Below are 23,429 nucleotides of genomic sequence, written 5' to 3' on the forward strand. Positions count from 1 at the left end.
AGATGCCCCACATTCGCCGGTTCCGCGCGATCCTTCTTCGTTGCTCCGGACGAAAAGCGGGTGATCTCTCGTGCTAACCGCCGAAGATGCGCATCTGGAGCATCACCGCCAGCCGGGCCTCGGGATCGGCCAGGTCCAGCCCGCTGATCTGGACCAGCCGCTTGAGCCGGTACCGGAATGTGTTGGCGTGCACGTGGATCTTGGTCGACGCGGCGTTCACGTCGCCGAAGGCGTCCAGGTACGCCCGCAGGGTGCTGACCAGCTCGCTGCCATGCCGGGCGTCGTGCGCCAGGAGCCGCTCGTACGGCCCGGTGGGCGTCTGCTCCTCGGCCTGGACCAGGTCGGAGAGCTGGAGCAGCAGCGACTCGAAGTGCACGCCGGTGTAGCCGGCGACCGCCCCCGACGTGCTCCGGGCGCGCAGCACCCGCAGCGCCCGATCGGCGTCGGCCCGCGACCGGGACACCTCGGCGAGGTTGCGCGCCATGCGTCCCACACCGATGTTGGCCGCGTGCCGGGGTCCGACCCGGGCGAGGAAACTCTCCGCGACCCGGACCGCCCGGGCCTCCTCGTCGCCGCTCCCGTGCATCGGCAGCACGGCGTAGGCGACCGACCCGACCAGCGCGGCGGCGGCCTTGGGGTGGATGGCTCCGACGTGCAGGGCGAGCGCGTCGCAGAACCGCTGCCTGTCGCTCTCCCGGCGGGCCGCGTCGGCGTCGGGGCCGTCGCTGAGCTGGGCGGCGAGCACGCACAGGCGCTCGCTGGCGACGCCGAGCCGGCCCGCGGCTTCCGCGGCGTCCCCGCCGCCCGCCAGCACCGTGGACAGCAGGTCGGCGCGGAGCCGTCGCCGCGTGTCCGCCCCGGCCCGCTGCCGCAGCAACTGCAGGGCGACGATCTTGGCGGCGTCGGCGAGCGCCTGCCGGCGCTGCCCGCTCAGCGGTTCCCGTACGGCGGCCCAGATGGAGCCGAGAATCTCGTCCCCGGAGCGAACGGCGACCGCGGCCCGCGCGATGGTCTCGTCGTTCAGTTCGATGTAGATCGGCTCGCGGCTCTGGTAGAGCTGCCGGAAGAACCCGCGCTCCTCCAGCATCCGCTGGTAGCGTTCCGGCACCTGGCGGCCGAGCACGGTCTCGATCCGCCCCGCGTCGGCCTCGTCCTGCCGCCCCGAGTACGCCAGCACCCGCGAGGACCGGTCCTCGATGGTGACCGGCGCGTCGAGCAGCGCGCACACGGCGTTGGCCAGCGAGAACAGGTCGTCGATCGGCGCCTCCCCCGGCTCGGTGAGGTCGCCCTCGGCCAGTAGGGCGCGCAGCAGCGCCGCCACCTGCGCCCAGGAGGCGGCCCGGGTGAGCCCCAGCACCGCCACCCCGGTCTCGCGGACCTTCGCGTGGACGCAGCCGTCCACGTCCACCGGCTGCTTGACGACGACGCCCGCCGCCGGGCCCGCCGCGTCGAGCAGGGCGCATATCTGCTCGGCGCGATCGACCCCGACGGCGAGCACGATGCTCCCGGCGGGCAGGAGCGGCTCGTCGAGCGGATCGTAGATGTGGACTCCGGTGACCTCGGCGTCGAGGAGGTCACCCTCCGCGGCGGCAACGTCCAGGACGGTGCTGCCGAGGTCCTCCAGGATGCGGCGCAGGCTCGCGCGGGGCCGATCACTCATCCGCTCACGATAGTGAACGTAAACCGACATTATTCGCGGAGGCACTCAATTGCCATGTGGGCCGCTCGGCCGATCGCCGCGTCCGCCTGAGGCAGCCGGAACCCGAGCGAATCCGTCCGGAGGAAAACCGCGGCGGCGTAGCGCCGCCCGTCCGGATATTCCACGACACCGGCCTCGTTGCGCACGCCCGGGAGGGTGCCGGTCTTGCCGGAGACCTTCACCTCGTCGCCGAACCCGGAGGAGAGGCGGTGCGGCCAGACCTGGTTGCCCATGATCTTCCGCACCTCCGCGCACGCCTCCGCCGGACCGGCCTCGTCCCGCCAGATCTTGCTCAGCAGGGTCGTGGTCTCACGAGGCGTCCCCGAAGTCGTCCGCTCCGGGTCGAGCACCGACAGCGCCCGGATCCGCTCCTCGGACACTCCGGAGAGATCCTCCTCGGAGACATTCTCGACGGAGAGACCGAGCTCGGTCACCATGCTGCCCAGCAGTTCGGCGCAGCCGCCGATCAGGCGGGTACGCCCGAGGCCGAGCCCGCGCAGCGTGGCGTGTAGGTTGTCCAGCCCGACTCGGCGCAGCAGCACATCGGTGGCCGCGTTGTCGCTCATGGTCATCATGAAGTGGGCCAGGTCGCGCAAGGTCAGCGAGACATCGTCGGCGCACCCGGAGGTGCCGATGCCACCGTCCTTGTCGGCGGCCGTGACGGTCAGCCGCTCGGTGCGTTCCAGGGTCCCCGCCGCCGCCTGCCTGGCGTACTCCAGCACGACAGGGATCTTGAAAACGGAGGCGAGGACGACCGGTTCGTCGGGGTTCAGCCCGGTCTCATCGGGGCCGTCGACGTCGCGGACGTGGACGAAGCCCTCCACGTCCGCGTCGTCGAACACCTCCTTCAGGAGGTCACGCACGGCGCAGCGCCCGGCCGTTGTGGACGTAGGCGGCCCGGCCGTCCTCGACGATGAAGGTAACCGTCGGGTACACGCCCTCCTCCGCCTCCGTCGCGATGAAGGTGTCGCCGTCCAAGTGGACGTAGCGGGTGGTGACCCGTTCGCCGCCCACCTGCGCCATGAACTCGCCGGGGATCAACGTGACGTCCAGGCCGCCGTCCGCCCCGGCCACCTCGTACGAGAGCGCCGGGCCGTCGTACCTGCCGGCGTAGGGCGTGAGGTCCACGACCTCGGGCGTCTCGCCCGGAACCGGGAGGTCCGGGACGTCGAGCCCGGTGGCCTCGCGGATCAGCGGCAGGGCCACGTCGACGAGCAGTCCCATGAAGCCGGGGCCGTTGACGGTCATCGCGATCGCGAAGTCCGCACCGGGCACGACCCGCCAGAACGTGCTCTGCCCGATCGTCCCGCCGTCGTGACCGAAGACCTCGCCGCCCCAGTCGAACAGCTCGAACCCGAGCCCCCAGCGGTTGGCGAGCAGCCCGGAGACGCCGGGCACGTCGACCTGCCGGGTCCGCATGGCGGCGACCGACTCCTCCGACAGCAGGCGGGTGCCGTCCTCGGCCACTCCCCCGGCCAGGAACATCCGGCCGAAGCGGACCAGCTCGCGCGGGGCCAGGCACATCGTGGAGCCCGCCGGAGCGTTGGAGCGCGGCATCTGCCACGAGGGGAAGATGGTGCCCTCGGGGCCGACATGTCCGGCCGACGCCCGGAAGAGGACGGCTTCCTCGGCCAGGAGCGCCCAGTTCGTGGCGCCGAGCGGCTTCAGCAGGCGCTCGCGCATCGCCTCCTCCCACGTGGTGCCCCGCATCCGCGCGACCAGCGCGCCGAGCACGCAGTAGCCCGCGTTGCAGTACGAGAACAGGGCGCCCGGCTCGTGCACGTGACCGGCGCCGTGCAGGAAGGCCACGAACTTGTCCAGGCAGTCGTCGCCGCGCCCGGTGTCCTCGAACAGGTCGCCGTCGAAACCGCCCGTGTGGGTGAGCAGGTGCCGGACGGTGATGGTCTTCTCGGCGCCGTCGGCGACGGCGAACTCCGGCAGGTAGTCACGGACCGGCCGGTCCAGCTCGACCAGCCCCTCGTCCACGAGCTGCATGACCAGGGCGGCGGTCCAGACCTTGGTGGTGGAGCCGACCTGGAAGACGCTGTCGGGCGTCGTCTCCACGCCGGTGTTCCGGTTCACCACGCCGGTGGCGACCTCGACGAGCTCGCCGCCCGTCCAGACGGCGAGTGCGGCGCCGGGCACTCCGTGCTGGCGGGCCGCCTCATCGAAACGCTTCTGCAGATCCTCACGCATGTCGGCTCCTCAGGCGGTCTTGGGCGTGGCGCGCACGCCGAGGTGGATGTACGGCGAGCCGTCGGCGAGTTCGTAGAAGACCGCCGACGTCCACTGCGGCTCCCCTTCCGGGCGGCCGACGAAGGTCGTGGCGTCCACCGGGACAAGATCGAACTCCATGGGCGGCTGCACCCCGGCGAGGGCGCCGGTGGCCTCGCCGTACAGCGAGAGCCTGCCGTCGCGGACCGACAGCGTCATGCGGACGCCCGCCCTCTCGTACACGCCGGCGTACCGCTCGACGTCCGTCTCGAACGGCTCGGCGGGAGGGCCGAGCACGGGCGGCACGGCCAGGCCGAGCAGCTCGTCGAAGAGCTCGGTGGCCAGGGCGTGGTGGAAGGCGGCGGTGTGGCCGCCGTTGGCCAGCACGCACACCACCGTCTCCGTCTCGGGGACCATCCAGAGCATGGCGGCCTGGCCGATGGTGTTGCCTCCGTGGGAGACGACCCGGCGGCCCTGCCACTCGTCCAGGATCCAGCCGATGCCCCACTGCTTCCCGAGGGTGTGCGGGTTGGGGATGTCCACCTGCGGCTCCCACATCACCCGGGGGTCGGCGAGCAGCCCGGTGCCGAGGTGCGCCCGCGCGAAGGCGACGACGTCGGCCGGCCGGGCGCAGATCAGCCCGGCCGGGCCGCAGGAGCGCATCAGACCCCAGGTGGGGGCGGGCTCGCCGCCCAGATGGCCCATGGCGCCGCGGAAGCGCAGCACATCCTCCGGCAGGGTCCAGGTGTGGGTCAGGCCCAGCGGCTCGATGATCTGCTCGCGCAGCGCGGCGTCCCAGACCTTGCCGGTGAGGCGCTCGACGACGCGCCCGGCGATGATGAACCCGGAGTTGCAGTACGACTGGGTGGCACCGAGGGGGTGGTTCTGCGCCAGGTCAGCGCACGCCTGCACGTACTTCTCCACGCAGTCGTCACCGCGGCCCGTGTCGAGGAACAGGTCCCCGTCGATGCCGGAGGTGTGCGTGAGCAGGTGCCGGATCGTGACGGTCTTGGTCACCTCCGGATCGGCGACCCGGAACTCCGGCAGGACCTCGGCGACCGGGGTGTCGAGCGTCAGCTCGCCCCGCTCCACGAGCTGCATGATCTGGGTGGCGGTCCACACCTTGGTGACCGAGCCGATCTGGAAGAGGGAGTCGGTGGTCACCTCCACCCCGGTTGCCGTGTTGAGCACGCCCGCGGCGAACTCGTGCACCTCACCCTCGTGCAGGAAGGCCAGGTTGGCGCCGGGTACCTCGTATTCGGCGATCAGCTCGGCGAGACGGGCGTGCCATCGACCGGGATCCACTGCTCCAGCCACTCGACGATCCTTTCGTTGTAGTCCACCCGATGGGACGGGCGGCCGTTGAGGATGAACAGGTGAGAGCCGCCCGGATAGCGGACCAGCCGCACCGGCACGCCCCGCTCGCGCAGGGCGGCGAACCACTGCTCGGCCTGGCCGACGGGACACCGATCGTCGGCGTCGCCGTGCAGGAGCAGCGTCGGCGTGGTCACCCGGGCGACATGCGTCATGGGGGACTGCGCCGCGATGTCTGCCGCGATGTCGCCGCGGCACTCGTGCGTCTTGAGGAAGTGACCCGCGTCGGAGGTGCCGGCCATGCTGACCAGGTCGCTGACGCACCCGCCGGGGATGGCCGCCTTGAACCGGTCGGTCTGCGTGGGCAGCCAGCACGACACGTAGCCGCCGTAGCTGTAGCCGGTGACCGCGAGCCGTTCGGGATCGGCGACCCCCTCGTCGACCAGCTCGTCGATCGGGCTCAGGAAGTCGCCGGTGTCGGCGATGCCCCAGGCACCGAGCGCGGCCGTGTAGAACGCCTCGCCGTACCCGTCGCTGCCGCGCGGGTTGACGGTCAGCACGGTCCAGCCGCGCGCGACGAGCACCTGGTGATAGAGGTGGACGCCGTCGAACACCGGTGCCCAGGCGTTGTGCGGGCCGCCGTGCGCGTCCAGCAGGAGCGGTCCCGACTCGGTGAGCGTCTCGTCCCGCAGCACGAACCCCTCCACCGGCGTCCCGTCGGGGGCGGTGAAGGTACGGCTTCGCGGGGTGAACAGCTCGACGTCGGGGAGCGTGTGGTCGGAGAGCCTCGTCGCGGCCAGTGCCGTGTCCGCCGTGCCGTCCGCCGCCGTGCCGTCCGCCGCCGTGCCATCCGCTGCCGTGCCGGACACGGCCGGCGTGCCGCCTGACGGACCCTCGGCCCGGGTCGCGGGAAGGTCCGCGATGTAGACGTCTCCGGCGCTGTACGGTGTCGCGGCGACGTAGGCGATCCTGCCCGCCGCCGCGCTGACACCAGAGATCACCTGGTTCCCACCGACGATCTTCTCGCCGGGGGCGCGATAGAGATGGGTGAATCCGCCGTCCCGGGCACAGAAGATCAGGTCCTCCCCCGCCAGCTGAGGGACGGCGCCGGGGTAGCCGGGGGCTCCCACCATGATGTTGCGGTCGAGCCCCGTCTTGACCTCCACGAGACCGTCCGTCCCGAGCTCGAACAGGCGGGCGTGCCCCACCGGCTCACCGGCGTACCCGACGACCAGCAGCCGTTCGCCCAGCCACCAGGCGCCCGCGCAGACCACGTCCGCGCCGGTGAGCCGCTCGGGTTCGCCGCCGGAGACGTCCACCGAGTAGACGGCGCCGCCGGCGACCAGGTCGCGATCGGCCTCCATACTCGCGGTGAACGCGAGCCGCCGGCCGTCCGGCGACCAGGACGGCTCGCCCGCGTGGAAGTCGCCCGAGGTGACCTGCCGGGTCTCCCCCGTCTCGACCTCCACCACGAAGACGTGCACGGTCAGACCGCGCAGCAGGCCCGTGCCGTCGGCCTTGTACTCCAGGCGGTCGGCCACGACCGGGGCGTGCGGATCGAGGTCGCCGCACGGCGCGCTGTACGCGATCGAGCGCCCGTCCGGCGACCAGACCGCGGCGCCCGCGCCCAGCGAGGCGGCGGTGAGGACGCGCGGCTCGCCGCCGTCCATCGGCAGCAGGTGGAGCTGCGGCTTCCCGTCCACTGGGCGGAGGTAGGCGAGCGAGCGTCCGTCGGGCGACCAGCGCGGGGAGGAGTCGCGCGGGCCGCCCGTCAGCCGCCGCGGCCCGTCGCCGGGGGCGGCGAGCCAGATCTCGGACCGGTTCTCATCGGACTCCCGGTCGGCAGTGGTGACCGTGTAGGCCACGGCGCTCCCGTCGGGGCGCAGCCGGGGGTCTCCCGGGACCGCGATGCGGTAGATGTCGCTGAGGGAGAGGCGAGACATGACCGAACCCTAGGCATCCGCTCGGCCCGCCTTCTTCGGCCTCCGCGACGAATCCGGTCCGATCCGTTGTGCCGTTCTCCAACTCCGTACGGCAGGCCGCCGCCCGACCCACCCGGCGCACCTTTACGCTGTAGATCAACAGTGTGAAGACCGGAGGTCGGGGCATCAGACCCGGGGCGCGGGCCCCTGCCCCGGGCACGGCGCACCGACGCCGATGAGCACCTCATGGGCCGCGCCGCCGTCGACTCGAACGTGGATCGGAAGGCATCCGGCCTCGCGGACGATGTAACCTCCGGCGAAGGCGATCCATTCGTTCTCGGCGTCGCAGCGGTCCACCACCACACGCGCGCCCGGCGACCCCGGGCTCCCCCATACCAGCCAGAACCGGCCGCTCAGTCCGTCCGGCACCGCCACCTCGACATGTCGTCCACGCCGCACGAGCAGACCCTGCTTGGCGAACAGCCCCGCACCTCCGCCGGGCACATTCACGTCGGACGCCTGAAGGGCCTGCGCCCTGGCCTTACTCGTCGGCAGGGCCACCGCGTCGCCGATGACCTCCAGATCGCCAGAGGGAGCGCGTTGCCCGCCGATCACCTCGTCGCACCGCACGGTCGCAAAGGCAGCGGGAGGGGGCGAGGACGCGGTCACCCGCCTCGCTGCCGGATCGCCGGGCGTACAGGCGGCGATCACACCGGCCAGCATGGCGGCTACAGCGATTCGACTTCGCATGTGTCCACTGTGCCCGCCGTACCGCCACAGGCGCATCCCCCTAGCGCCCTGTGGAGTCCTGGACAGGCCGACGGGCCCCGGCGGGTGACGATGCCGGGGCCCGTTGGACGCTGTTCCTTTCGTGTTGCGGGGCTTTCTCGTTATGGGGCGTCGTACCCGAGGGTGTAGGCGCCGCTGCCGCTGTAGGAGTAGACGCGGTAGCGGTAGGTGCCGGCGGTGCCGGTGTAGGTGAAGGACTCGTTAGGGCTGGCCGTGGTGCCGCTGGCGACGTTCGTCCAGAGCCCCAGGCTGTTCTTCTTCTGCAGGTACAGGTCGAAGTCGGCGCCGGTCGGCCCGCTCAGGCAAGCGACGTGGGTTCCCGTTTTGGTGGTCTGGAAGCCGGAGGTGCTCGGCTGGTAGGCACTCGACCCCGAGCTCAGGGTGCCGGTGGCGGTGTTCTGCCTGCCGCTGCACGGACCGCTGCCGCCGCCCACGGTCAGGGTGAAGGTCGCGGTGTGGGTGGCCGACCCGCCGGTGCCGGTCACCGTGATCGGGTAGGAGCCCGACGCGGTGGACGCCGACGTCGTGACGGTCATCGTCGACGAGCTGCCCGAGGTCACCGACGACGGGTTGAACGCGGCCGTCACACCGGCGGGAAGCCCGGTGGCCGAGAAGGTGACGCCCTGCGCGGTGCCGGACGTGGTCTGCGTGGCGACCGTGGCGGTCGCCTGCTGGCCGGCCTGGACGCTGGCCGAGGCCGGGTTGAGCGTCAGGGAGAAGTCGTTGCCAGTGGTGTTGCAGCTGGCCGGCTCGCCGGAGGCCGCCGGCACGCTCACCGCGTCCCACGCCGCCTTGGTCCTGTTGAACTCGGCGCAGGATCCGGGGAACAGCTGGAGCGCGGCCTCAAGCGACGCCTTGCGCACCAACGAGTGGGTCCAGGTGCTGGTCTTGCGGTTCAGCGTCTCCATGAAGATCTGGCCGGCCTTCTGGATGCCGACTCCGGTGACCGTGGAGCCGTTGCAGGTCGGGCTGACCGGGTTGCCGTTGGTCGGGTTCGACCCCTCGGCCAGCAGGTAGAACCAGTGGTTCTGGATGCCCGCCCCGGCGTGAACCTCCATGTTGGGGACCGAGGACGAGTAGCAGTCGGGGTTTCCGGAGATGAGGGACGGCTTGTGCATGTACCTGATCGGGCCGCTGCCGACGAGGTCGACCATCTCGCCCACGGAGTAGTCCGGGGTGTCGAGGCCCGCGGGCTCGTTGGCGTAGTGCTCGGTCAGTGCGCCGAAGACGTCGCCGGTGGACTCGTTGAGGATGCCCTTCTCGTTGCTGCCGGTCGATCCGCCGGGCGTGTTCTGGAAGACGGCGTGGCCGTACTCGTGGGCCACGACGTCGATCGGGGTCGCCTGGCGCTTGTTGTCCTGCGAGTGGCCGAAGTTGGTGTAGCTGCCGTTCCAGTACGCGTTGACGTCGGCGAGACCGACGCGGGCGGGGAAGCCGCCGCCGGTGCCGTTGATGCCGTTGCGCCCGAGCCAGTCGCGCAGCATGTCCCATTCCTTGCCGACGGCGAAGAGCGCGTCGACGCAGGCGGTCTCCAGGTCGGTGCCGGAGCCGTTGCCCCAGCTGTCGGTGGCCTTGGTGTAGGTGGAGCCGTTCTGGCCGCCGCAGCGGACGCCGGAACGGGCGGGGTCGGCCATGGAGAACGTGCTGCCGGACGTGGTGCCGATGGTGACGGGGTTGCCGTTGTAGTAGCTGTTGCCCTGGCCGTCCACGACCTCGTCGGACTTCTCCACGACCTCGCCGGTCAGCGCGTCGACGAGGACGTGCATCTTGCTCTCGCGGCCGTTGTTCACGCCTTCCGCGACGACCTCGTAGGCCAGCCGTCCGGTGCCCTCCGCCATCACGGTCAGCTGCGGCGCCGACGTGGTGGTGACCTCGGAGATCTGCGCGCGCGCCACCTCGGTGGCCTGGTCGGCGGTGAGCTTCGGCGTGGTGCCGACGCTCAGCGTCTTCTCCTGAGCGACGGACGTACTCAGCACGCCGCCCTTGGCGTCGGTGACCACGACGAAGTCTCCGCCGTACACCGGCAGCCCGCCGTAGGTGCGGGTGTAGGAGACGTAGTTGAGGCCGCCTCGCCCTTCGACGACCTTCTCGCGGCGGAAGCCGTCCTTGGCCGAGGGGCGGAGGGCGGGCGGCTTGGCGTCGACCAGACGGTCGGCGCCGCGCGCGGCCTGGCCGGGGTCGACGGCCGGGCTCGCTCCCGCGGAGGATGTGCCGGTCAGGGCCACGAGTAACCCTGCTGTCGTGGTGATGAGCGCTAACGCTGCGGTGCGTTTCACACGACGCTCCTTCTGTTGTGTGACGCGTGGGGGGTGCATCACCATGAAGGGTGATTGGACGAGCGAAGTTTGACTCTCTTTTGACAATGCTGTCAATAAGATGGCAAACACAAAAATTTCCGGCGACGGGCACATTACGGCGAAGTGTTTTCGGGCGTCGGAAGGACGTTCGATGACCGGCCGCAATATCCGCCGGGCGGATGATGGGTCGATCACGTGCGATGACAGTGATCACGAAGGGCGCGCGGGGCGTTCTTTTACGACAAGAGGAAACCGGCCCCTTATCGGCCCCTTATGACGCCAGACATCGGATCTCTCGCGTGATTTACGGGGAAAGAGAGAACAGCCGGCGCCGTCCCGATTTGTGATCTACGCGTGACGGCCGCCGGGCCATGTGGAACTCATCACGGTTAAACGGTCGGCGATTACGGCGCCTACCTGACGACGTGAATTCCGGGGAAGCTTTCCCGTGGAGCGCCGACTTGTGCGGAGCGCACGTGAGCGAAGCTCATCTCCAGCGCGCTGATCTGTGGAGCGCCGAATCGGACGGCGCCGACCCGGCAACGCCGTATCGAGCGGAGCGGATGCGAACGACTCAGACTTTACGGGCGCGAGCCCGACCGAGCCGGACCTCGCCTGACGGCGCACATCCGGAAGACGTCGACCTGTCCGAAACCGGTCTCTTCGGAGCGGATCTCCGCAGCGCGGCAGGCGTCGGTCCCGCCGAGATCCGACGTATCACAAAAACGGACAGCATGACCGAATCCCGAGACGGCGGAACCGTCACTTCGGAAGACTCGACTTCGGCAACGATTCGCGGCGGCCGCCAGGTAGCGCTGGACGCCGTCGCGGACGTACGGCGGAGAGTCACTTACATATGGAGATCTTCGTCCCTATTCTGTGATGATGCGGGCGGGTTTTGCGGTGGACGCGGCGACGGCGGTGATCCTGGCCACGTTCATGGCCCTGATATCCCAGGTCGCTCGGGTGATCCAGCCAGGGGTCCGTCCCGTGACCGCGCTTGGGCTGGCACTCCTCGTGGTGTGCGGGTTGGCGTTGGCTCTGCGGCGAGTCAATCCGCTGCTCACCTTCACACTGGCCGTGGGCGCGGCGGTGGCCTACCTGGCGTTGCGGTTCGCCGGCTGGCCCATCTACCTGGGCGCGTTCGCGGGCCTGCTGGCGCTTGTCTCCGGGGTCGCCGAAGCGCGGGTCTGGGTTCCGTTCGCCACGATCGGCGGGGTAGGGATCGCGGTCGCCACCGGCCCGCCGGAAGCCTGGCGGCCCGCCCCGATGATCACAATCGCGCTGGTGTGGGCGGCGGTCACGGTCCTGGCCGCCCGGGCCACGCAGGTTCGCCGAAAGCTTTCCGAGGAGGAGGCCGCCGGCAAGGTGGTCGAGGAGCGGCTCAGGATCGCCCGAGAGTTGCACGACGTGCTCTCCCACAGCCTGGCCACGATCAGCCTGCAGGCCGGCGTCGGACTGCACCTGGTGGACGACCGGCCGGAACAGGCTCGGGAGGCGCTGCACGCGATCCGCCAGGTCAGCAACGACCCGCTGGCACAGGCGCGCGCCGCGTTGGCGGTCGTGCGAGGGACAGGTGAGGAGGCGCCGCAGGCAGCGCCCGGCCTGGCCGACCTGGACGCGCTGGTGACGTCGGTGCGCGCGACCGGCTTGGGTGTGGATCTGGCCATCGACCTGGAGAGCCGAGCGATCCCGGACGTGATCTCCGCCACCGCCTATCGAATCGTCCAGGAGGCGTTGACCAACGTGATGCGCCACGCCGGGCCCGGCGCGCGTGCTCGGGTCCATGTCGCAACCGTCCACGGCTGGCTGGAGATCGACATCCTGGACGACGGCACCGGCGCCGCCGTACCGGTGCGCGACCCGGGCCACGGGTTGCGTGGGCTGGCTGAACGGGCCGGCGCGGTCGGGGGCGAGTTGCGGGCCGGACCGGCGTCCGGCGGCGGCTTCACCCTCCACGCCCGCCTGCCGCTGGGGGCGGAGCGATGAGTGTGCTGCGGGTTGTGCTCGCCGACGACCAGGTGATGATCCGCTCCGGGTTACGGGCGCTGCTGGCCGCCGAACCCGGCCTGGAGGTCGTCGCCGAGGCCGGCGACGGGCAGCAGGCGCTCGCCGCCGCTCGTGCCCATCGCCCGGATGTGATCGTGATGGATATCCGGATGCCGGTGCTGGACGGGCTGGCGGCCACCCGGGCGATCGCCGCCGACCCACGACTGTCCGATGTACGGGTGTTGGTGCTGACGACGTTCGATGAGGACGCACTGGTCTTCGAGGCGATTCGTGCGGGTGCGGCCGGGTTCCTGCTCAAAGACGCCGAACCCACTGAACTACTGCGCGGCATCCGGGCGGCCGCCGCCGGTGACGCGTTGCTCTCTCCCCAGGCCGCGCGCCGACTGGTCACGGCGTTCGCCGCCGCCCCCACACCGACCGGGCCCGCCGCGCGGGCGCTGGATTCCCTCACCCCGCGGGAACGGGAGGTCGTCGCCCTGGTGGCCCGGGGGTTGTCCAACGAGGAGATCGCCGATCGGCTGGTGATCAGCCCAGCGACCTCCCGTACCCATGTCTCCCGGGCGATGGTCAAGCTCGCCGCCCGCGATCGCGCGCAACTGGTCGTCTTCGCCTACGAATCCGGCCTGGTCCGCCCCGGCCGCACCGGCTGACCGGCACCCGGTCCTCGCGGATACGTTCAGCGACGTACGCCGGGGTCCCTGGATACCCGCTCACACGCAGGTGAAGTGCCGCCGGGCGACCGACGACGTGACCCATGGCCGAGCGGAAAACTGCTGGCAGTACCGCGACGGCGAACCCTCCCAGGCTCGTCGTCCCGACAACGGCGGTTTCCCAGGAGGTACCGGAAATGATCCTTTCCGCGCTCGGGCGCTCGCCCCGGCCAGTGACCCCGAATGAGCACACATCCGGTTCGTCCACCCCGGACGAGAATTCTTCCGAGAAAATGCCCGGACATGAGCGGCTGTGGCGGCTTGTCCTGGCGGTGGCGATCGTCGGCGGACCGCTCGGTTACGCCGTCGGTAGCATCCTCATCCCGGCCGTCCACGAGGACGGAGCGACGAGCATCGCGGCGAACGCCGCCGCGAATCCGATCACCAACGCCATGCACCTGGTCGCGTACGTTCTCGCCTCCTTTCTGCTCCCTCTCGGAGCGGTCGGCCTCGCGTATCTCGCCTACGCCCGGGCGCCGCGACTGGCCACGATCGGTGGGCTGCTCGCGGTGGTGGGCTGGCTGCCGTTCTCGGCCCTGACCGCACTGGATGACGTCAGCATGGCCATGGCCGCCCTACCCGACAGCGGTTCGTACGCCACGCTGTTGGACCAGTTCGCGAACGACGCGGTGATGGGCGGCTACCTGCTCGTCTACATCGTCGGGCATCTGGTGGCCTATGTGTTGCTCGCTATCGCGCTGCGTCGGGCCAGAGTCATCCCGAGATGGGCGGCCTGGTCGATGATCGCCAGCAGCCCTCTGACGGTCGCCGTCTTCGTGTTGCCGGGCCGTCCCCTTGTCCTGGGTGACGTCGCACTGACCCTGCTCGTGATCGGCAGCATCCCCGCAGCCCGAGTCATGGCTGGTCGCCACCGTCTCTCCAACCCGTGACCTCAGTACGGCAGCGGCCGTCCACCGGGTGTTCGCAGGTCCAGCGAGGCCATGGGGGATCTTCTGCTCGTGACCTTCTTGACCCGTCGCATCCCGGCGCCTCCGCTCACGCGTCCAGCTCGAACCAGACGACCTTGCCCCTGCCCGTACGGCCGGTGCCCCAGGAGCTGGACAGGGCGTCGACGAGGAGCAGGCCGCGGCCGCCCTCGTCGTCCAGGGGCGCGGGGCATGTGCGGACAGGGACCGGGCTTTCGTCCTCGACCTCGCAGCGCAGCGTGCCGTCGGCGGAGGTCAGCGTGAGGACCGGCCCCCCGCTCCCATGGCGCAGGGCGTTGGTGACCAGCTCGCTGACGAGCAGTTCCGCCACCTCGCAGTGCTCGCCGCATCCCCACCCGCCGAGCTGGGCGCGGACGAGATGCCGCGCCGTGGGCGTCGAGGACGCCTCGGGCTGGAGGGCCCAGGAGGCCCGCCGGGTGGGTGTGGCCGCCTGCTTGGTGCCCGTGGCGTGCCAATTGTGCATGACCTGCTCCGTGCCTGTGGTGTGCCGCGTGTGCGTGGTCTGGCGATGGCCCGCCGCCTTGACGGCGCGGACCGCGGACTCAGGCCGCCTGCGCATATGCGGCCCTGTGGGCGGGGATGCTGCGTCCGTCGGGCAGCAGCTCGCCGGTGTCGTCGAACACCACGACGCCGTTGCAGAGCAGACCCCAGCCTTGTTCGGGGTGGAACGCCACGAGACAGGCGGCACCGTGATCGGGAGCGTCCGCGGACGGACACGACGGCATATGTCGGCACATAACGATCATCTCGCTCCTCATCAAACGTCGGAAAGTTCTTCGAGAGCCACCGGCTGCGGCCCAGTGACCCGGTCCAGCAACTCCCCGAGCGAGGAGTTGACATTGCAGGGCCTTTCGAGCATCAGGTAGTGCCCGGTACTCGGGAGCACGACGAAGTCGGCCGCCGGGAGCGTGCACGCGATCAGCTCGCTGTGCTCGACCGGCGTGAGGAGATCGTTCTTGCCGACCAGGATCAGCGTGGGCACGTCGCGCAGGGCCGCCAGCGCCGCCAGCCGGTCGTGCGCCACCAGGGTCGTGTAGAAGTCTCCGATCACCTCGATCGGAGTGGAATCGATGATCCGGGCGGCGGCCTGCTGCACCGCCGACGGCACGTCGGACGCGAACGAGTACCGCCGCACGAGCACGTGCAGCAGCTCCGCGAACGCGCGGTGGCCGTACCCTCGGATGATCGACCGTCCGCCCAGGACCTTGAGCAGTCCGGGGACGAGCGGCTGCAGCAGCCGGGCGCCGTACGCCGGCAGTCCGAGCGTGATGTGGCCCAGCCCGCCCGCCGAGGTCGAGAGCAGCGCGACCCCCACGACCCTTTCACTGAACAGGTCCGGGTTCGCCTCCGCCAGCGCCATGATCGCCATGCCGCCCATCGAGTGTCCGACCAGGACCACCGGGCCGGACGGGGCGACCTCTTCCAGGACCCGGTGCAGGTCCCGGCCGAGCTGCGCGATGGTGGCCGACCCCGGCGTGCCGCGACCCGACCGTCCGTGGCCGCGCTGGTCGTACAGGACCAGCCGGGCCCGGTCGGCGAACGCCGTCCGCTGGCTGGTCCAGCAGTCCAGGTGGAGCGCCAGACCGTGGCAGAAGACCATGGTCAGCTCGGCGTCGCTGGAACCGCCAACCTCGACGTACAGCTCGAGGCCGTCGTCGGCCTTGACGATGCGCGCGGTTCCGGCGGCCGACTCCGCGTCTTCAGGCTGGAACGCACCGTCCGAATCACCTGGAACGTCCGGCAGGGCGTCCGGCGTCGTATCCGGCAGTGTGTCCGGCAGTGTGTCCGGCAAGGCATCCGCCTCCACGTCGACGAGTTCCCGGTGCCTGAGGTCGATGCCGCTGACCACGCGAGGGTCGAGCCCCCGGATGGTGGTGGGGTCGTACGCGTCAGGCGACGGTTCGTTGGAGCGACTGCTGAGCATCTCCACGTCCCTCCGCTCGTCGATTCAGGCTCCTGGGCTTCGTCACCGTTCCGTGTTCTCAGGTTCAAGGTCCGCAAGGTCCGCAAGGTCCGCAAGCTCCTCGAGACCGGTCCGGTGACCTGCTTCGCCATCTACGATCGCGCCGCGAACGCCCGCCGTCTGCGCTGGCAGCCTCCATCTTGCGGGCATGCCTGCGGCAGTCCCGGCATTCCTGCTAGCTGCAATGACGCGTCGGCGATGGGCTGGGATCCTGGATGTGTGCCCCTCAGTTGCCTGATCGTGGACGACAGCGATCACTTCAAGGAGGCCGCTCGTCAACTGCTCGAAGCGGACGGCATCGTCGTACTCGGCACCGTGTCCACGACCGCCGAGGCGCTTCGCCGGTTCGGCGAGCTCCGGCCGGATTTCGTGCTGGTCGACATCGATCTCGGCGAGGAGAGCGGATTCGAGCTGACCCTGCGGCTCGTGGACGCGGCCGCCGGGGATCCCCCGATCGTCATCCTGATCTCGACCTACGACGAGACGGACTTCGCGGAGATGATCGCGGCCAGCCCCGCCGTCGCGTTCCTGCCGAAGCCGAGCCTTTCGGGAAGAGCGATCTACGAGATCCTGCGAGGAGCGGCCGGCACGGGCCGTTGAGGCGGTTCTGAGACGGTTTATGCCTCAACGCCCCGGTCAGCGGGCTTCCAGGAACGTGATCACCGCGAGCACGCGACGATGATCGTCTTCGGTCTCCGGCAGTTGCATCCGCGCCATGATGCTGCGCACGTGCTTCTCGACCGTGCCCTCGGTGATCCAGAGCTTGTGGGCGATCCCGGCGTTGGAGCGTCCCTCCGCCATCAGGGCGAGCACCTCCCGCTCGCGCTGCGTCAGGAGTTCGAGGGGGTCGTGCCTGCGGCGGGCGGTGATGAGCTCGGCCACCAGGCTGGGATCGACGACCGAGCCGCCGTGGGCGATCCGTTCGAGCGTCTCGACGAAGTCGGCCACACCGGTGACCCGGCTCTTGAGCAGGTAACCGACCCGGTGTCCGGCGGCGAGCAGCTCCATCGCCTGGTCGACCTCCACGTGCGCCGACAGCAGGAGGATGCCCATCTGGGGGAACTCCTCGCGGATCACCCGTGCTGCGTCGAGGCCTTCCGTCGTGTGCGTCGGAGGCATCCGGATGTCGACGATGGCGAGATCCGGACGGTGCTCGCGCACGAGAACGAGGAGCTCCTCCGCGTCCCCTGCCTGGCCGACGACCTCAAACCCCGACCGTTCCAGGAGACTCGCCAGCCCCTCGCGCAACAGGACGTCATCGTCCGCCAGCACTATCCGCATTCGGCCTTCATCCACCGGTCTGCCGCCGTTTCGCGCTCGGCCACGCCTGAACGGGAGCGAACGCGGTTCGCGTCAACGCCCCGGGCCGGCCATCCTTACGGCGGTCTGAGCAGCGCGAACGTGGAGCGCGTTCCCTCGTCACCTCGGAGTAGCGTGGAGGCATGCGCGCGCGGCTACTGTCGTTGCTGCTGCGCCCGACGCGCCTGCCCATCCTGCTGGGCATCTTCGTCAGCGCCTCGATCGTAGCGGCAGAGACCTTCCTGACATATCCGTTGCAGCGGTACGCACCCGGAAGCTCTCTAGGTGTAGTTTACCTGCTCGGCGTTCTCGTGGTCTCGTACCTGTGGGGTCTGCCGCTGGGGATGGCGACCGCGGTGGCCAGCGGTTTCGCCTTCGACTACTTCCACCTGCCTCCCGCCGAGACCGTCACGCTCTTCACCAGTTGGTCGTGGATGCCGACCGTCATCTTCCTCGTCGTCGCGGTGCTGGTCAGCTCGATCGCGGCGCTGGTGCGATCCCTGGTCATCGAGGCCGACGACCGCCGCCGCGAGGCCGATACGAACGCCAAGATGGCCCGCCTCCTGCTGCGTACGGAGCAGCTGCGATCCGCGCTCCCGACGGCATCCCAGCGCCTGGCACGGGCGCTTCGGCTGCCGTTCCTGACGATCGAGGCCGACGCGGTCGCGGGCGACGACCGGCGCACGGCGCTGCCGCTGGTGGAGGGCGACACCAGGCTCGGCACGCTCGTCGTGCCCGCGGACCTGCCGGAGGCCACCATGCGCCGTCTGAACGAGCGGGTGGTGCCCTCGCTGCAGGCCCTGCTGCACGCTGCCCACGATCGTGAGGCGATCAGGCAGGCCCTTGAGACGAGCCGGGACGAGCTCCGCCGGGTCGCCGAGGAACAGGCCGCACTGCGACGCGTCGCGACGCTGGTCGCACGCGGAGTCTCTCCAACGGCGATCTTCAACGCCGTCGCCAGCGAAATGGGCGTCATTCTCCAGGCGAGTTGCACGGCGATAGGACGCTACGAGCCCGATGAGGCGATGGTCGTGGCGGGCTCGTGGAGCAGTCAAGGCCCCGCGAACACGCTGCCCCTCGGCTCACGCTGGCCAATGAAGGGGCAGAGCGTCCCGGCGATCGTGCTGAGGACCGGGCGGTCTGCGCGGATGACGTACGACGGCCTTGCCACCGGAGAGATCGCCGGGTGGGCCCGGACACGGGAACTCGTCTCCTCGATCGGCAGCCCCATCATCGTGGAAGCGCGCCTCTGGGGGGTGATGATCGCTTCTTACGAAGCTTCTGAGCATGCGCCTGGAAACGCGGAGGAGCGCATGCTGGACCTCATCGAACTCGTCGCGACCGCGATCTCCAACGCGCAGGCCCGCGACGAACTCGCCGCCTCCCGCGCCCGCGTCGTCGCGGCCTCCGACGAGACCCGGCATCGCATCGAACGCGACCTGCACGACGGAGCCCAGCAACGCCTCGTCTCCCTCGGGCTCGAACTGCGGACCGTGGAGGCCACCGTGCCGCCTGAACTGGCCGAGGTGAGAGAAGGGTTGGCGCACGCCGTCGAAGATCTGACGCTCGTCCTGGAGGACCTGCGGGAGCTCTCCCGCGGCATCCATCCGGCGATCCTCTCCAAGGGCGGCCTCGGGCCCGCGCTGAAGATGCTCGCCCGCCGCTCGCCCATCCCCGTCGAGCTCGACGTACGCGCCGACCGTCGGCTGCCGGAGCGGGTCGAGGTCGCCACCTACTACGTCGTGTCCGAGGCGCTGACCAACGTGGCCAAGCACGCCCACGCCTCGGTCGCGTACGTCCAGGTCGGCGTGGAGGACGCGAGCATCAGGATCTCGGTCCGCGATGACGGCATCGGCGGCGCCGACCCCCACGCCGGCTCGGGGCTCATCGGTCTCAGTGACCGCGTCCAGGCGCTCGGCGGCACGATGGAGATCGCCAGTCCCGTGGGCCGCGGCACCACGCTGGCGGCGGTCATCCCGGTCGAGGCCGGATGACGGCCGGATGACGGCCGGATGACGGTCCGCATGAGCCCCACCGGCTATATCCGGCCCCATCCGGTACATCCGACGCGACCGGGTCACATCGGGCGCGTGGGCATCAGGTGAGCAGCGCAGGGCACACGGGCCGGACGGCCACTACGGCCACTACGGCCACTACGGGCTCGACGGCGAATCGGCGAGCGGCAGGCGGACGACGAAACGCGCCCCACCCCACGCCGACTCCCCCACTTCGACCGTCCCGCCGTGCGCCTCAGCGGTGTCACGCACGATCGCGAGGCCGAGGCCGGTTCCTCCGCGGCACCGGCTGCGAGCGGTGTCCACTCGCCTGAACCGCTCGAAGATCCATTCCCGGTCGGCCACGGCGATGCCGTTTCCGTCGTCGGCGACGACCAGTTCGGCGTAGTCGGCGTTCCGGCGCACTTCGACGTGCAGCACGTGCTTGCTGTGGCGCTGCGCGTTGTCCAGAAGGTTGGCGAGGAGGCGTTGGATCTCGTGGTCGACGACGTCGACCGTCACACCCGGGGCGAGCCGCACCAGCACCGGCAGCTTGTCTGCGCGCCGGGAGATCTGCGCCTCGACCAGCGCGGACAGGTCCACCCGTACCAGCTCGTCGGGCATGTGCATCCCCACCCTCGCCAGCGCGAGGAGGTCGGAGACGATCGCCTGGAGGCGGTCGACGTCGCGTAGCGCGCACGAGAGAAGCTCGTCCAGATCCGTCGTGTCGGGGTGCAACTGGGCTTCCTCCAGCTGCGTTCGAAGACCGGCGATCGGGGTGAGCAGTTCGTGCGAGGCGTCGGACACGAACTGCCGCTGCTGGGCGAGCATCCGGTCCATCCGTCTCCTGGCGTTCTCCGCCGCTTCCGGCGTGCGGTTCACGGCCTGGACTGACCAGGCGCGCTCATCCTCACCCGAAGGGTCGAGGGACGTGCTCTTCGTGCCGTCAACGTGGACGGGCACGGCGTCGCGCAGACACATAACGCTCATCTAGATTCTCGTTCGTTGAAGAGAGAGTCCTCGGCACCTCATCACGTCGTCCATGCCCGTCGGGCTGGTCGTCCGATTCCAAAGAGGTGAGAGCTGCCTTCCCCCTACGATGACGTCCCGCCGCCGCAACGTCTGCGCGGGCAGCCCCCATTTCCGCCCCCATGCCAGCCGAACTCCCGGGTTCCCGCTAGCCGGTATGCCGCCCTGCGCCGCGGGCCGCGGCCGGCCCTGCTCACCCCCTCGTACCGAATAGGAGCCGCGTGGGAACGGCGTCGCAGGTCAAGGACCTTCTGCCCTATCGGCTGACCGTCCCCGCGACCGACCCTGACAGCAGACCGTGCCCGACGCAGGCAGGGGTGGCAGCAGTGGAACGTTCGAACGACCAGGTCGCGGATCTGCTGCAGGAATACGCGGACCTGATCGCCATCACGGGCGGCGACGCCTTCAAGGTCAGGGTGTACGAGAAGGCGGCCCGATCAGTCGGCGGCTACGCGCGCGACATCTCGGGCATGGGCCTCGGCGAGCTGCGCGGGATCCCCAACGTGGGAGCGTCGATCGCGGCGAAGATCGACGAGTTCCTGCACACCGGGGCGATCCACCAGCTCGAGGAACTGCGTACGAAGATCCCGGCGGGTGTCCGCATGCTCACCGTGATCCCCTCGCTCGGCCCGAAGAAGGCCGTGACGCTGTACGAGGAGCTGGGGATCGATTCGATCGACTCGCTGGAGGCGGCGATCAGGGCGGGTCTGCTGCACGGACTGCACGGATTCGGCCCCAAGACGGAGGAGAACCTCCTGCACGGCATCGAACTGATGCACAAGGCGAGCGAGCGGGTGGATCTCGGCGTCGGCATGGGCATCGCGGAGGAGATCGTCACCGCGCTGCGGCAGGTGCCGGGGTGCGAACGGTGCGTCTACGCGGGGTCGCTGCGCCGGATGAAGGACACCGTCGGGGACATCGACGTCCTCGCCACGTCGCGGGAGCCGGCGACGCTCATGGAGGCGTTCACCCGGCTTCCCTCGACCGGCGAGGTGATCGCACACGGAGACACCAAGACCTCGATCCGCACCGTCGCCGGGCTCCAGGTGGACCTGCGGGTCGTGCCCGCCGATTCGTGGGGCGCGGCCCTGCAGTACTTCACCGGCTCCCGGGCGCACAACATCCGCACGCGGGAGATCGCCGTCCACAAGAAGCTCAAGCTGTCCGAGTACGGCCTGTTCGACGTGGCCACCGGGGAGAAGATCGCGTCCACCGACGAGGCGGACGTGTACGGCAGGCTCGGGCTGCCCTGGATCCCGCCGACGCTGCGCGAGGACAACGGTGAGATCGAAGCGGCGCTGCGCGGCGAACTCCCCCCGCTGGTCACCGAGGACGATCTCCGCGGCGACCTGCACACGCACACGAACCTGACCGACGGGCTGGCGCCGCTGGAGGAGATGGCCGCCGCGGCGGCGGAGCGCGGATACGCCTATCTGGCGGTCACCGACCACGCTCCCGACCTCTACATGCAACGGATGACCGACGAGAAGGCCCTGGCGCAGCGCGAGCGGATCCGCACCCTGGACGGGAACTTCCGCGGAATGCGGCTGCTGCACGGCACCGAGCTCAACATCGGCCCCGAGGGGACGGTCGACTGGCCGCCGGAGTTCCTGGCCGGATTCGACCTGTGCGTGGCTTCGCTGCACTCCTACTTCACGCAGTCGCGCGAGGAGACGACCCGGCGGCTGCTGCGGGCCTGCGAGAACCCGCACATCAAGATCATCGGCCATCCCACCGCCCGCCTGATCGGCAGGCGCGAGCCGGTGGACGCCGACTGGGACGCGGTGTTCACCGCCTGCGCCTGCACCGGAACCGCGCTGGAGATCGACGCCTTCCCCGACCGCCTCGACCTGCCCGCCGAGCTGGCCCGGCGCGCCCTGGGCAAGGGCGTCCGCTTCGCCATCGACAGCGACGCGCACGCCGTGCCGCACCTGGCCAACATGCGGTACGGCGTGGGCACGGCGCAGCGGGGCTGGCTCACCACCGACCAGGTGATCAACACCTGGCCGCTCGACCGTCTGCTGCGCTTCCTTCAGGAGGGCCGGCAGTGACGGACAGCACCACGCGCGAGCGGGCACCGCCTCACGGAGTGAACACCACCCGCCTCTGAGCACCACCCCCCTCACGGAGTGAGCACCCACCCGCCTCACGGAGTGAGCACCACCCGCCTCTGAGCACCACCCGCCTCACGGAGTGAGCACCACACCGGCCACGCCCGGCACCGTCCGGGCGATGGCCTCGGCGATCCGCGCCGACCGGTCGCCCACGTCACCGCCGTGCAGCTCGACGAGCCCGTCGCGTACGGTCACCTGCCACGCCGCCGTCTCAGCGGAGTCCTGCAACGCCGCCAGGACGTCGTCGCGGATCCGCTCGTCCCCGTGGGCCAGGATCCCCATCAGGTCGCGCCGGCTGGCGATGCCGACCACGTCGTCGCCGCGCAGGACCGGAACGCTCTTCACCCCGGTCGTGATCATCAGATCCACGAGTTCCAGGACGTCGGCCTCCTCCTGAACGGTTCCGACCTTGGACGTCATGACCTCCTCGACCCCAACGGACGGCTGCGAACCGGGCAGGGCCGCGGGACGGAGGTAGGAGCCGGGGTCCGCCTCGAACTCGGCGCGCAGCAGGTCCATCTCGCTGACGATCCCGACCATCCGGCCCTTCTCGTCGACCACCGGCGCGGCCGTGATGTCCTGCTCATACAGCAGGTGGATGACCTGCTTGACGCTCCACGTCCGCGGCACGGTCACCACCGGGGCCGTCATCATCTCCCGGACCAGCATCACGATCACCCCTTGTCTCCATCTCCATCCCATTCCCTGACGACCATCTCCACCCAGAGGCGAAGGTCCTTGCAACGACCGAAAGGAGCGTCACCTCCGCCGCCGGCCCTCCCCGAACGGCCGGGGCGCAGGTGAGATACGCCAGGTCACGCCGTGGACAGTGGCTATGCAGCCCCACCCGGGCATCCGGTGCCCTCGCATGCTCCAGCGCGTGCTTCGCGTTGCCCACCTTCAGTCGCGTTCCCGTCTTCAGGGCAACGTGGCATTCGCCTTGCTCGCCGTAGCTGTGGGCCGCTGCACTGCGGTGGGTGGTTGTTCCGGCGCCGTGACTGTGGGCCGCTGCACTGCGGTGGGTGGTTGTTCCGGCGCCGTGACTGTGGGCCGCTGCACTGCGGTGGGTGGTTGTTCCGGCGCCGTGACTGTGGGCCGCTGCACTGCGGTGGGTGGTTGTTCCGGCGT

Annotated in this window: 19 protein-coding genes; 6 read left to right on the forward strand and 13 right to left on the reverse strand. The window is 70.1% G+C overall.

What is annotated here, in order from left to right; all coding sequences use genetic code 11:
* Positions 1-73 precede the first annotated feature (73 nt).
* From QSK17_RS32330 to QSK17_RS32360, 7 genes are all read right to left on the reverse strand, one after another.
* The gene (locus QSK17_RS32330) at positions 74-1,660 is read right to left on the reverse strand and encodes a PucR family transcriptional regulator (RefSeq protein WP_285709691.1); all 1,587 of its coding nucleotides are present in this window, start codon (positions 1,658-1,660) and stop codon (positions 74-76) included.
* Positions 1,661-1,689: 29 nt separating this feature from the next.
* Positions 1,690-2,562 (reverse strand): serine hydrolase, encoded by an 873-nt coding sequence (locus tag QSK17_RS32335; protein WP_285709694.1) that lies wholly within the window; start codon positions 2,560-2,562, stop codon positions 1,690-1,692.
* Positions 2,555-3,895 carry a serine hydrolase domain-containing protein gene (locus QSK17_RS32340; protein WP_285709696.1) on the reverse strand — a complete coding sequence of 447 codons (1,341 nt, stop codon included), beginning with the start codon at positions 3,893-3,895 and terminating at the stop codon, positions 2,555-2,557. The genes QSK17_RS32335 and QSK17_RS32340 overlap by 8 nt, the downstream gene beginning before the upstream one ends.
* A 9-nt stretch (positions 3,896-3,904) precedes the next feature.
* Positions 3,905-5,230, reverse strand: a complete 1,326-nt coding sequence (locus QSK17_RS32345) for a serine hydrolase (protein ID WP_285709701.1) — start codon at positions 5,228-5,230, stop codon at positions 3,905-3,907.
* Positions 5,179-7,170, reverse strand: coding sequence for a S9 family peptidase (locus QSK17_RS32350; protein ID WP_285709704.1), 1,992 nt, complete (start codon positions 7,168-7,170; stop codon positions 5,179-5,181). The genes QSK17_RS32345 and QSK17_RS32350 overlap by 52 nt, the downstream gene beginning before the upstream one ends.
* A gap of 165 nt (positions 7,171-7,335) precedes the next feature.
* Complete coding sequence (locus QSK17_RS32355; RefSeq protein ID WP_285709707.1) at positions 7,336-7,899, reverse strand: hypothetical protein; 564 nt, start codon at positions 7,897-7,899, stop codon at positions 7,336-7,338.
* A 140-nt stretch (positions 7,900-8,039) separates the two neighbouring features.
* Positions 8,040-10,214: a M4 family metallopeptidase gene (locus tag QSK17_RS32360; RefSeq protein ID WP_285709709.1), complete on the reverse strand. Its 2,175-nt coding sequence runs from the start codon at positions 10,212-10,214 to the stop codon at positions 8,040-8,042.
* Positions 10,215-11,120: 906 nt separating this feature from the next.
* On the opposite strand from QSK17_RS32360, the gene QSK17_RS32365 reads away from it, so the two are divergent.
* From QSK17_RS32365 to QSK17_RS32375, 3 genes are all read left to right on the forward strand, one after another.
* Positions 11,121-12,224 carry a sensor histidine kinase gene (locus QSK17_RS32365; protein WP_285709711.1) on the forward strand — a complete coding sequence of 368 codons (1,104 nt, stop codon included), beginning with the start codon at positions 11,121-11,123 and terminating at the stop codon, positions 12,222-12,224.
* A gap of 2 nt (positions 12,225-12,226) precedes the next feature.
* Positions 12,227-12,895: a response regulator gene (locus QSK17_RS32370; RefSeq protein ID WP_285709735.1), complete on the forward strand. Its 669-nt coding sequence runs from the start codon at positions 12,227-12,229 to the stop codon at positions 12,893-12,895.
* Between the two features lie 293 nt (positions 12,896-13,188).
* Positions 13,189-13,845, forward strand: coding sequence for a hypothetical protein (locus QSK17_RS32375; RefSeq protein WP_285709713.1), 657 nt, complete (start codon positions 13,189-13,191; stop codon positions 13,843-13,845).
* A gap of 106 nt (positions 13,846-13,951) precedes the next feature.
* Here QSK17_RS32375 and QSK17_RS32380 read toward each other — a convergent pair whose 3' ends face one another.
* Genes QSK17_RS32380 through QSK17_RS32390 form a run of 3 tightly spaced genes read right to left on the reverse strand, consistent with a single transcriptional unit; the run spans position 13,952 to position 15,826 of the window.
* Positions 13,952-14,461 (reverse strand): ATP-binding protein, encoded by a 510-nt coding sequence (locus tag QSK17_RS32380; protein WP_285709715.1) that lies wholly within the window; start codon positions 14,459-14,461, stop codon positions 13,952-13,954.
* Positions 14,445-14,639, reverse strand: a complete 195-nt coding sequence (locus QSK17_RS32385; protein ID WP_285709717.1) for a DUF5999 family protein — start codon at positions 14,637-14,639, stop codon at positions 14,445-14,447. The genes QSK17_RS32380 and QSK17_RS32385 overlap by 17 nt, the downstream gene beginning before the upstream one ends.
* Positions 14,640-14,659: 20 nt before the next feature.
* Positions 14,660-15,826 carry an alpha/beta fold hydrolase gene (locus QSK17_RS32390; protein WP_285709718.1) on the reverse strand — a complete coding sequence of 389 codons (1,167 nt, stop codon included), beginning with the start codon at positions 15,824-15,826 and terminating at the stop codon, positions 14,660-14,662.
* 258 nt (positions 15,827-16,084) lie between these two features.
* Here QSK17_RS32390 and QSK17_RS32395 point away from each other — a divergent pair, with 258 nt between their 5' ends.
* Positions 16,085-16,465: a response regulator gene (locus QSK17_RS32395; RefSeq protein WP_285709721.1), complete on the forward strand. Its 381-nt coding sequence runs from the start codon at positions 16,085-16,087 to the stop codon at positions 16,463-16,465.
* A gap of 36 nt (positions 16,466-16,501) precedes the next feature.
* Here the strand turns inward: QSK17_RS32395 and QSK17_RS32400 are convergent, their stop codons facing one another.
* Positions 16,502-17,146, reverse strand: a complete 645-nt coding sequence (locus QSK17_RS32400) for a response regulator (RefSeq protein ID WP_285709723.1) — start codon at positions 17,144-17,146, stop codon at positions 16,502-16,504.
* 161 nt (positions 17,147-17,307) lie between these two features.
* On the opposite strand from QSK17_RS32400, the gene QSK17_RS32405 reads away from it, so the two are divergent.
* Positions 17,308-19,158 (forward strand): DUF4118 domain-containing protein, encoded by a 1,851-nt coding sequence (locus QSK17_RS32405; RefSeq protein WP_285709725.1) that lies wholly within the window; start codon positions 17,308-17,310, stop codon positions 19,156-19,158.
* 159 nt (positions 19,159-19,317) lie between these two features.
* Here QSK17_RS32405 and QSK17_RS32410 read toward each other — a convergent pair whose 3' ends face one another.
* The gene (locus tag QSK17_RS32410; protein WP_285709727.1) at positions 19,318-20,148 is read right to left on the reverse strand and encodes a sensor histidine kinase; all 831 of its coding nucleotides are present in this window, start codon (positions 20,146-20,148) and stop codon (positions 19,318-19,320) included.
* A gap of 365 nt (positions 20,149-20,513) precedes the next feature.
* Here QSK17_RS32410 and polX point away from each other — a divergent pair, with 365 nt between their 5' ends.
* On the forward strand, positions 20,514-22,238 hold the full coding sequence (polX, locus tag QSK17_RS32415) for a DNA polymerase/3'-5' exonuclease PolX (protein ID WP_285709729.1): 1,725 nt from the start codon (positions 20,514-20,516) through the stop codon (positions 22,236-22,238).
* A gap of 135 nt (positions 22,239-22,373) precedes the next feature.
* On the opposite strand, the gene QSK17_RS32420 is transcribed toward polX, so the two are convergent.
* Positions 22,374-22,970 carry a CBS domain-containing protein gene (locus QSK17_RS32420; RefSeq protein ID WP_285709737.1) on the reverse strand — a complete coding sequence of 199 codons (597 nt, stop codon included), beginning with the start codon at positions 22,968-22,970 and terminating at the stop codon, positions 22,374-22,376.
* Positions 22,971-23,429: the final 459 nt, after the last annotated feature.

The sequence above is a fragment of the Microtetraspora sp. NBRC 16547 genome, assembly GCF_030268965.1.
Classification (GTDB): domain Bacteria; phylum Actinomycetota; class Actinomycetes; order Streptosporangiales; family Streptosporangiaceae; genus Microtetraspora.

Coding starts and splice junctions, on each gene's coding strand:
- QSK17_RS32330 (WP_285709691.1), bottom strand. CDS start 1,660: ATGAGTGATCGGCCCCGCGCGAGCCTGCGCCGCATCCTGGAGGACCTC.
- QSK17_RS32340 (WP_285709696.1), bottom strand. CDS start 3,895: ATGCGTGAGGATCTGCAGAAGCGTTTCGATGAGGCGGCCCGCCAGCAC.
- QSK17_RS32350 (WP_285709704.1), bottom strand. CDS start 7,170: ATGTCTCGCCTCTCCCTCAGCGACATCTACCGCATCGCGGTCCCGGGA.
- QSK17_RS32355 (WP_285709707.1), bottom strand. CDS start 7,899: ATGCGAAGTCGAATCGCTGTAGCCGCCATGCTGGCCGGTGTGATCGCC.
- QSK17_RS32365 (WP_285709711.1), top strand. CDS start 11,121: ATGCGGGCGGGTTTTGCGGTGGACGCGGCGACGGCGGTGATCCTGGCC.
- QSK17_RS32375 (WP_285709713.1), top strand. CDS start 13,189: ATGCCCGGACATGAGCGGCTGTGGCGGCTTGTCCTGGCGGTGGCGATC.
- QSK17_RS32380 (WP_285709715.1), bottom strand. CDS start 14,461: ATGCGCAGGCGGCCTGAGTCCGCGGTCCGCGCCGTCAAGGCGGCGGGC.
- QSK17_RS32385 (WP_285709717.1), bottom strand. CDS start 14,639: ATGTGCCGACATATGCCGTCGTGTCCGTCCGCGGACGCTCCCGATCAC.
- QSK17_RS32390 (WP_285709718.1), bottom strand. CDS start 15,826: ATGCTCAGCAGTCGCTCCAACGAACCGTCGCCTGACGCGTACGACCCC.
- QSK17_RS32400 (WP_285709723.1), bottom strand. CDS start 17,146: ATGCGGATAGTGCTGGCGGACGATGACGTCCTGTTGCGCGAGGGGCTG.
- QSK17_RS32405 (WP_285709725.1), top strand. CDS start 17,308: ATGCGCGCGCGGCTACTGTCGTTGCTGCTGCGCCCGACGCGCCTGCCC.
- QSK17_RS32410 (WP_285709727.1), bottom strand. CDS start 20,148: ATGAGCGTTATGTGTCTGCGCGACGCCGTGCCCGTCCACGTTGACGGC.
- QSK17_RS32420 (WP_285709737.1), bottom strand. CDS start 22,970: ATGCTGGTCCGGGAGATGATGACGGCCCCGGTGGTGACCGTGCCGCGG.